Source organism: bacterium, from assembly GCA_035703895.1.
Lineage (GTDB): Bacteria > Sysuimicrobiota > Sysuimicrobiia > Sysuimicrobiales > Segetimicrobiaceae > Segetimicrobium.
The window spans coordinates 1-7606 of the sequence record DASSXJ010000183.1 but is presented as its reverse complement, the minus strand read 5'-3'; the positions used below and the strand labels follow the sequence as shown (position 1 = coordinate 7606).

Annotated in this window: 6 protein-coding genes and 1 riboswitch; of the genes, 3 read left to right on the top strand and 3 right to left on the bottom strand. The window is 63.0% G+C overall.

Annotated features, from left to right (window positions below):
* Both VFP86_12840 and VFP86_12835 read right to left on the bottom strand, forming a co-directional pair.
* On the bottom strand, positions 1-561 hold a 561-nt coding region (locus tag VFP86_12840; GenBank protein ID HET9000526.1), incomplete at its 3' end, for a GNAT family N-acetyltransferase.
* Positions 562-847: 286 nt separating this feature from the next.
* Positions 848-3433, bottom strand: coding sequence for an HD domain-containing phosphohydrolase (locus tag VFP86_12835; protein ID HET9000525.1), 2586 nt, complete (start codon positions 3431-3433; stop codon positions 848-850).
* 974 nt (positions 3434-4407) lie between these two features.
* A riboswitch (cyclic di-GMP riboswitch) is annotated at positions 4408-4482 on the top strand.
* A 245-nt stretch (positions 4483-4727) separates the two neighbouring features.
* On the opposite strand from VFP86_12835, the gene VFP86_12830 reads away from it, so the two are divergent.
* Positions 4728-5162: a hypothetical protein gene (locus tag VFP86_12830; GenBank protein HET9000524.1), complete on the top strand. Its 435-nt coding sequence runs from the start codon at positions 4728-4730 to the stop codon at positions 5160-5162.
* Between the two features lie 57 nt (positions 5163-5219).
* Here VFP86_12830 and VFP86_12825 read toward each other — a convergent pair whose 3' ends face one another.
* A complete protein-coding gene (locus VFP86_12825; protein HET9000523.1) occupies positions 5220-6227 on the bottom strand; it encodes an ABC transporter substrate-binding protein in 1008 nt (335 codons plus the stop codon).
* A gap of 130 nt (positions 6228-6357) precedes the next feature.
* Here VFP86_12825 and VFP86_12820 point away from each other — a divergent pair, with 130 nt between their 5' ends.
* Complete coding sequence (locus VFP86_12820; protein ID HET9000522.1) at positions 6358-7086, top strand: hypothetical protein; 729 nt, start codon at positions 6358-6360, stop codon at positions 7084-7086.
* 246 nt (positions 7087-7332) lie between these two features.
* The coding region (locus tag VFP86_12815) for a hypothetical protein (protein ID HET9000521.1) at positions 7333-7606 on the top strand (274 nt) is incomplete at its 3' end.

Sequence of the window (7606 nt, the reverse complement as noted above, 5' to 3'; positions counted from 1 at the left end):
CTCGAAGTCCCGCGCAAATCCGTGGACGCCAGCACAGAGGGTGTTGCACCGGGCGAGATCATCTGGTGTAGTGGGACGAACGTGATGTTCGCTAGGGAGCCGTGCCGCGGGCGGCGTGCCCTGGAACAGGATGAGCGGTTCACGAACGGTGAATCCCAGTTTGGCGTAGAGCACGAGGGAACGAAGATGGCTCGGAGACTGGACAAGCCGCACGCGCTCGAGCCCACGCCGGCGGGCCTCCGTCAGCGCGGCCTCCATCAGCTGTCTTCCGGTGCGTCCCTCGGCCGAGGGGAAAACGGTCAACGGGCCGATGGCCGCGACCGGCTCGGGTGGAAACGTGTTGAGGAAGACGCTGCCAACGATGCGGCCGTCCTGGACGGCCACGCAGCCATAGACGTTTGGATCACTCACTTTGGCCTTGATCAGTCCGATTGAAAACTCGACCGACGGATGTTCTGACGGGAGATTGTGCGCGGCCGCCACCGTGGTGTGGGCTTCGTAGGCGGCGCGTCCGCATGCATCGGCATCTTCCGGAAGAACCTGACGGACCAGGATCGCCATGTCAACGGTCTCCTTTGTACGTCCTCCGGCCAGGGTGTCAGCCAGCCTATTTGTCCTTGAGGCGAACCTTGTGTTTCTTCTCTGAACCCCGGGACCCAATCCATCATGACGGTCGTGTCGTACTTTGTCGCGTGGTCCGAAAGTTCTTGGGGGTCGGGTGGTCCTCCGGAGCATCATCGTACCATTGCAGCGGCCTGGCATCCTTGCCATCCTGCGGAAAGAAACTTGCCATGACTGGCCAATACTGGACAGGAGAGGAGTAGCCAGAAACTCAGGCGGTGTAGACTTACCGTCGCCCGCTACCCGCCGCAAGCATAGTGCGTGCCTCTGTTTCCCCTTGGATCCGCAGGAAGACTTCGACGACCTGGGGATCAAAGTGTTTTCCGGCCTGCTTCCGGATGTACTGCCGCGCGCGCCCCGCGGTCCACGCGGGACGGTAGGGGCGACCCGAACGGAGCGCGTCCCAGACATCCGCCACCGCGAAAATGCGAGCCGCGAGCGGGATGTCCTCGCCCCGGAGTCGCCGAGGATATCCTGTGCCGTCCCATTTCTCGTGGTGGCAATAGGGGATGTCCAACGCCGGGCGCAGGTAGTCGATGGGTGAAAGCAGCTCGAAGGCGTAGACTGGGTGACGCTGCATGATCGTCTTCTCTTCGTTGGAGAGGGGGCCCGGCTTGTTAAGGATCGAATCGGGGATCCCCATCTTGCCGATGTCGTGAAGCAAGGCCCCTCTGCGGATGTGTACCAGGTCTGGCTCGGACATGCCCATGGCCAGCGCTAGTTGGAGGGTCATCTCGGTCACTCGCCGGCTATGCCCCTCAGTCTCCTTGTCTCGCAGGTCGAGCGCGCGGGACCATCCTTCCAGCGTGGTATCGTAGGCGAGCGCCAAGTCCGCGTTAGATCGCTGAAGGTCGGCGAACAGGGAGGCGTTCTCGATGGCGATGGCTGCCTGCCCCGCCAGCGTGTCAAGGAAATCCAGCCAATCCTTACTTGAGACGAGGGGGGCACGGTGGAAGAGTTCGAGGACGCCTGTGACCTGCCCCTTCGCGATCAGCGGGACGGCATAGTAGGCCACAAATACTTCCTCCGATAAGAGGGGAGCGCGGTCCAGGTCCCCGGCTCCCTTGGTGAGGTCTGGGATAGTGATGAGACGGCGCTCCTGAGCGGCCTGGCCTGCGTACCCTTCGCCGAGACGCAGCCGGGTGCGCTGGAGTGTGGGTGTGCCGAAACCACGCCCCGCCGCGTAGTCGAGCGTCTGCGTGTGTGGGTTCAGCAGGAGGACATCGGCGGCGTCGACTCCGAGCCGCAGGGTGACCTGCTCGAGGAGAACGTGGAGGGTCACTCGGAGGTCGAGGCTCGCCGTAATGGCCATATCGATAGTGCGCAGGGCCGCCAGGCGCTTCAGTTGATGCTGACTCTGTTCTTCAGCGCGCTTGCGGTCGGTGATGTCGATCAGCGTCCCCAGAATGGCCGGCTGCCCCTGGTGGACGACGCGACGGCCAAACACCTCGGTTTGAATCGCCGTCCCGTCTTTGCGGAGCCCTCGGGTCGTATACCGGAGAGCCTCCGCCTCTTCTTGAAGCCCCGCTTGAAGATTTTTCCCCGCGAGGGGACGGTCACCGGGCCGAACCAGGTCGAGCGGGTTCATCGCCATCACTTCGTCCGGGCCGTAGCCGAAGATGTCGGCGAACGCGTCATTGACGTAGATGAAGCGGTCCCCGGTAATGAGGTACACTCCCACAAGGGACTGCTCTACCAGCGCCCGATATCGAGCTTCTGCTTCCCGGAGCTGGGCCGTCTGTCGCTCAAGCGTGTCGGCCATCTCGTCAAACGTATGCATGAGCAGGCCGAGCTCGCCCCGCTCCGTGTGCATCCCGGTCCGCGCGCTCAGGTCACCGGCCGCTAAGCGTCTCGCGGCAGCCACCACCGCATTGACCGGTCGGAGAATGTACCGCGAGCCCCCCAGCCACGCGACCATGAGCGTCAGGAGCCCCACGAGCCCAAGCGCCAGGAGGGTTCGGGCGAATTGCCGGTCGGCGTCGGCGTAGGCCACCGCCGTCGGAATGCCGACGCTGAGATACACGTCTCCCGCCCCATCGGTACCCCGCAGGCGCGTGAAGCCATAGAGACGTAGGGCACCATCCATGCCACGGGCCTCGGCCACCCCCTCGGCCTCCGCCAGCATCCTCGTGATGATCCCTGCTTGCGGTGCGGGCCGGCCCATCCACCGATCCGGGTCCGGGTAGCGGGCCAGGACCGTCCCTTGGCGGTCAATCAGCGTGAGGGTCGCTCCCATAGGCAGTTCGGCCGTCGCTGCCAGGCGGTTGATCCACGCAAGGTCCAGTGCCGCAAACACCACGGACTGCACGCGCCCCGATGCGCCGAGTACGGGATAGCCAAAGTTGAGCGTAGCCTTGCGGGTGATACGCCCTACCTGGTACTCGCCGACGGCAAAACCTTTCGAGGCCATGGCGCGTGTGAAATAGATGCGATCGCCCAGATTCACCGATCGCGTCAAGGGGAGGGCGCTACAGACAACGGTACCGCTCGGCGCGATAACCCCAAAGTTGGCATACGTAGGGTGTTGTCTGAGGAGATCACCCAGAAGAGCGCTACAGGCCCTCGGGTCGCCATTTTGGATCACCGGGAAATGGGCCAAGCTGTCGAGGAGTTGGCGGGCCTCCGCGACGAGCCGTTCTTGGTTGCTTGAGGCCAGCCTCGCCAACAGCAACGCTTGCGCCTTGATGTGGGCCGCCTCCTGGCGCCGCTCGGTGCTGGCCGTATACACAGTAAGTCCCACCCCAGGTAGCAGGGCGAGCAGGACGAGAATGATCAAGCGGACAGATAGGCTGGATGGGGAGAATCGTGCCACGACGCCCCTCCGACATTCCGGCACGTTATGCCTTGACAAAGTAATGCCCCAGTTAACAGAGGCTCAGCCGAGTTCCGGTGCCAGTTGGAGGGAAGTCTTCAGAGAGCAGGCGAGGTCGCGGTGGACAGACGCTCGACTAACAGGATTATTGAGATCGGGACCATCGGCGGCACGTGTCCCGGCCAGCGGTGGCGCCAGAATCGAAGCGAACCGGCTAGGCTAGGATGGGGACGATGCCGTTATCAAGCTACGAGGGTCTTCTTGAGCCTCCTGTCGCTTTTTCTCCACTCGCCGGATCAAATCGATGAAGGCATCAGGCGGGTCAGTCACGGCGAGGCGTCGAACGACGCTGGCGTACGTGCCGGCTGGAATATCGAGGGAGGCTGCAACATCACGTGGGCAGATGTCGGTGCAATTCCAGAGTTGCCCCAGGAGCCAACGCGCCCGGTCTTCCTTGTTCATTCCTGTCCAATTTTGCCGGACCTTGCGACCTGTTAGGTCAGAAGGGTGAACCTCTTCTAGCGACGCCCACCACTCAGCTTCTCCGTTCCACGCGCCCACGCAGTGCGTGAATAACTCCCTAATCTGCCCCTTCACATGCACGGTTCAGTCCCCCCGGACACATTGCTGTGCAATAGTTCAAGCTGCATCGGCCCACCCTTTGATACCAAAGTATCAACCGTCGAGCAAGACGCGAACGTGTGTCTCATTGCGAATCTCCGATTTATCCACTTATCCACGTTATCCACAGAACCGCTGCGGGATCACGCCGGCACTGTGCCCACACTGATCGCGCGCGCTGTCAACCCGCTGAACCGGGGGCCGCCAACCACACTATTCTCACATCGGTCGCTAAAAAGTCTCTCGTCGATCTCCAGAAAGCCTTTGACCGTCCAGGTAATCGGAGGCACCGAGTTCTTGCTTGGCAAACCTTGACACAGCCGTGCGCGAATCGGACAATAGGCGTGGCGATTCATCCGAACGGGCAAACCCGAAGCGATTCGGGGACGCAACGCCGCGGGACCCTCGAGGTTAGCCGGGCTGCCGGGTGGTGAACAGTGAGCACGGAATAGCGCGGGAGCCGATCGTCGACCCCGCGCTTCTTATTTTGTGAAGGGGTGGCGGTTTCTCGCCGATCTAGCCGCCGGCAGCGTCGCCGGTGTGCATACGCCGGTTCGTAGCTACGTCCATTACTGCATCAAAGGACGGTGCCACCTTGAAGGCCTCAGTGATGCTTTGCGCAAGGTGTGTGACGCGTTGGTCGTCAGCACGCGATCACCGGGCGGGCTTCTCCTTGCTGCGGGCCCTCATCCCCCTGTCGCTGCTGGCAATCATTCTCGCCGTAGCCTTCCCTTCGTATGTGCACTATGCCAGCGACCAGCGCGCGCTTGCCATGGCCCGCACCCTGGCGTCGGACCTTCGCGTGGCCGAACAAGTGGCCATGACCCGGCGGGCTGCGGTTACCGTCACCTTCCCCCTCGCCGACGTGGCCTGTCCCGGCGGATCCGCTGCGTCATACGTCCTCAGGCAGGGAGCCACTGTGATCAAGCGGACATGCTTCCCCTCTGATGTCGCTTGGTGGCTGTCGCGCGCCGGGGCGACGGAATTCCAACCGACCGGGGCGCCGCGAGGCGGTCTGACGCTCGCCGTGCAGAGCATCCGGACGGGCAAGCGCTTCCCGGTCACCGTGGCCGCCGGGACGGGAGTGGTCACCGCTCACACCCCGTAATCGACGCCCTGTGCGCCGTCGCGGGGGACCGCGCAAGTCGGCGCGGCGAGGCCCGCGTTAGATCGACTTAGCAACCGTCGCCGCGAAGTTGGCGTTTTGTAGCGCCTGGACGTAGCTGTTGTCGTAGAAGTCCGTGACGGGCTGGGTCATCTTCCGCTCGCGCAGGATGAACTCCATCCCCGGCACCGTGACAAACGGATACACCGAATAGAATCGGTCGCGGTAGAGCTCAAATCCCTGCCTCAGCTGGCCCTCCTTGATCGGGAGATGCGTGTGGAGCAGCGCCAGTGCCGCGGCAACATTGAGGGGATTCTTCATGTAGACCGTGGCCGTGACGATAGCCTTCATCAAGGCGTCCACGATGGCGCTGTGCGCCTTTGCCCAGATCGCGTTGACCGCGATCCCCGAGCTCTGATAGGGCTGATCAAACGTGTACAGTTTTATGAGCGGCTTGTAACCCAGGTCGAACGCCACCAGGTCGAGCCCGGCCGTCAGCACCGTGAACTGGATCTGGCCGGTTTGCAGGGCCTGGAGGCGAGAGGTCTCGTCGCCGGTTGGCAACAATGTGACGTCTTGCGGATTGATCCCCAGCCTGGTGAGGGCGTACCGGGCGGCAAAATCGGACGAGCCCCCGAAGCTGCTGATGGCCCCCTTCGTACCCCGGAGCTGCGACGGACTGGTGATGTTCTGTGCCACCACGAAGTCGAAGGAAAACTTGTTGACCAACCCGCCGATCATCTGGAGTGGAATGCCCTGGGACCGCGCATTGATGACCTCGATGCCGCTGTTGAGCGAGATGGGCACTTCGCCGGACGCGATGGCGACGATCGATTTCGCCCCACCCTGGAACTCGAGGATGTTGACGCTGAGTCCGAATTTCTCGAAGAAGCGCTTGTCCTGCGCGATCCAGGCCGCCGCTGCATCGAGGTTATGGAACCCCAAGCCGATGTTGAGGGAGGTCAGCCCCTGCGCCTGGACGGCCGTGCGGGTTCCCTCGAGCAGTCCCGAGAGAGCCGCGCCCGCCGAAGTGGTCAGGAATCGACGCCTGCTCAGCGTCGCAGCCAAGGCTGCTCCCTCCCAACACAATGCGCCTTGCGCGGGGGCATTCGAGTCGGCGCTACCTGCGTCCTGCCTGGGAGCGGAGGTCTTGGAGATCGCTCCCGAGGGTATTCTATCTATCAGGAGGTGGCGACATATGCTCAGGACTGTCACATCCGGGATCATTCTCGTGCTCGCGGCCGCGCTTATTCCGTCGGCGGGCGCTCAGACCGCCCCCGCAATTCAGATTGTTTCGCCGCGGAACGGCTCGACCGTCTCTGGTATGCAGATGGTCGTCGAGGTCAGAGTGCAGAACTTCGTCCTCAATCCCAGCGCGATTGGGAAGGCCGCCAAGCCCGGCGAGGGTCACTGGCAAGTGTATGTCGACGGAAAGCCCGCCGGCCTTTCGGCCGACGAGGTCGTGTCGATTCCAAACGATACGTACCCCTCGCTCTCGGCCGGCAAGCATGCGATCAAGGTGGAGTTGCTCAATAACGATCAGACGCCCGTGGTCGGCGCGGAGAGCTCCGAGATCACGCTGACTATTCCCACCAAGAGCGCCATGCACTACGCGCCCGCCGCCGGGAAGCCCGGGGTCAAGATCCTCGTTCCGCACAACAATACGGCGGTCAGCGCGTACCTGATTGTGTGGGTCAAAGTGAGAGGCCTCAAGGAGGCCCCGGAGGCGATCGGAACTGCGGCAAAGGCAGGGGAGGGCAACTGGCGCCTCTATGTCGACGGCAAGCTGGCCGGGGTGTCCGCATCGAGCGTCGCGGATGTTCAGCTCACCCGCGGCAAGCATGTTCTGAAGGCGATGCTTCACAACAACGATGCCACGCCCGTAAAGGCGGCGTCGAGCGACCAGATCACCGTGATGGTGCACTGATCGGCGAAGAGCAAACAGGTTTGACGATCACCGCGACGTAGCAGACGCTGCGGGGCCGGCAGGAACCGCCTGACCGGCCCCGCAGGATATAGGTAAACAGCCTCGTTCACGAGTCCCCACCGCCCTGCGCGCCGCACAGGTCACGTCGACGTGCGCGCTCAAGGAGCTCGAGCAGGGGACCATCCGCGCGCGCTGGAATGGATCCCCGCAGACTTCTGCACATTTCTCACCTCGGCGAGGTGCCCCGTGGCGAGAGTCGGTAGTGGGCAATACGTATTTGAGGTCGTGGACGACTGGGCCCGGCTCCCCCCAGGGTGGACCTTCCACGAGGTTTCCGGGGTGGGGGTGGACCGGCAAGACCGGGTCTACGTCTTCAGTAGAGGCGAGCATCCTCTGATGATCTTCGATCGCGAGGGAAACTTTGTCGCCTCTTGGGGTGAGGGGCGATTCACCCGGCCGCACGCGGTCACCATGGGGCCCGATGACTCGATCTATCTCATCGACGACGGCGACCACACCG

Excerpts from the sequence above, each read along its gene's own strand:
- VFP86_12820 (HET9000522.1), top strand. The coding sequence starts at position 6,358 with ATGCTCAGGACTGTCACATCCGGGATCATTCTCGTGCTCGCGGCCGCG.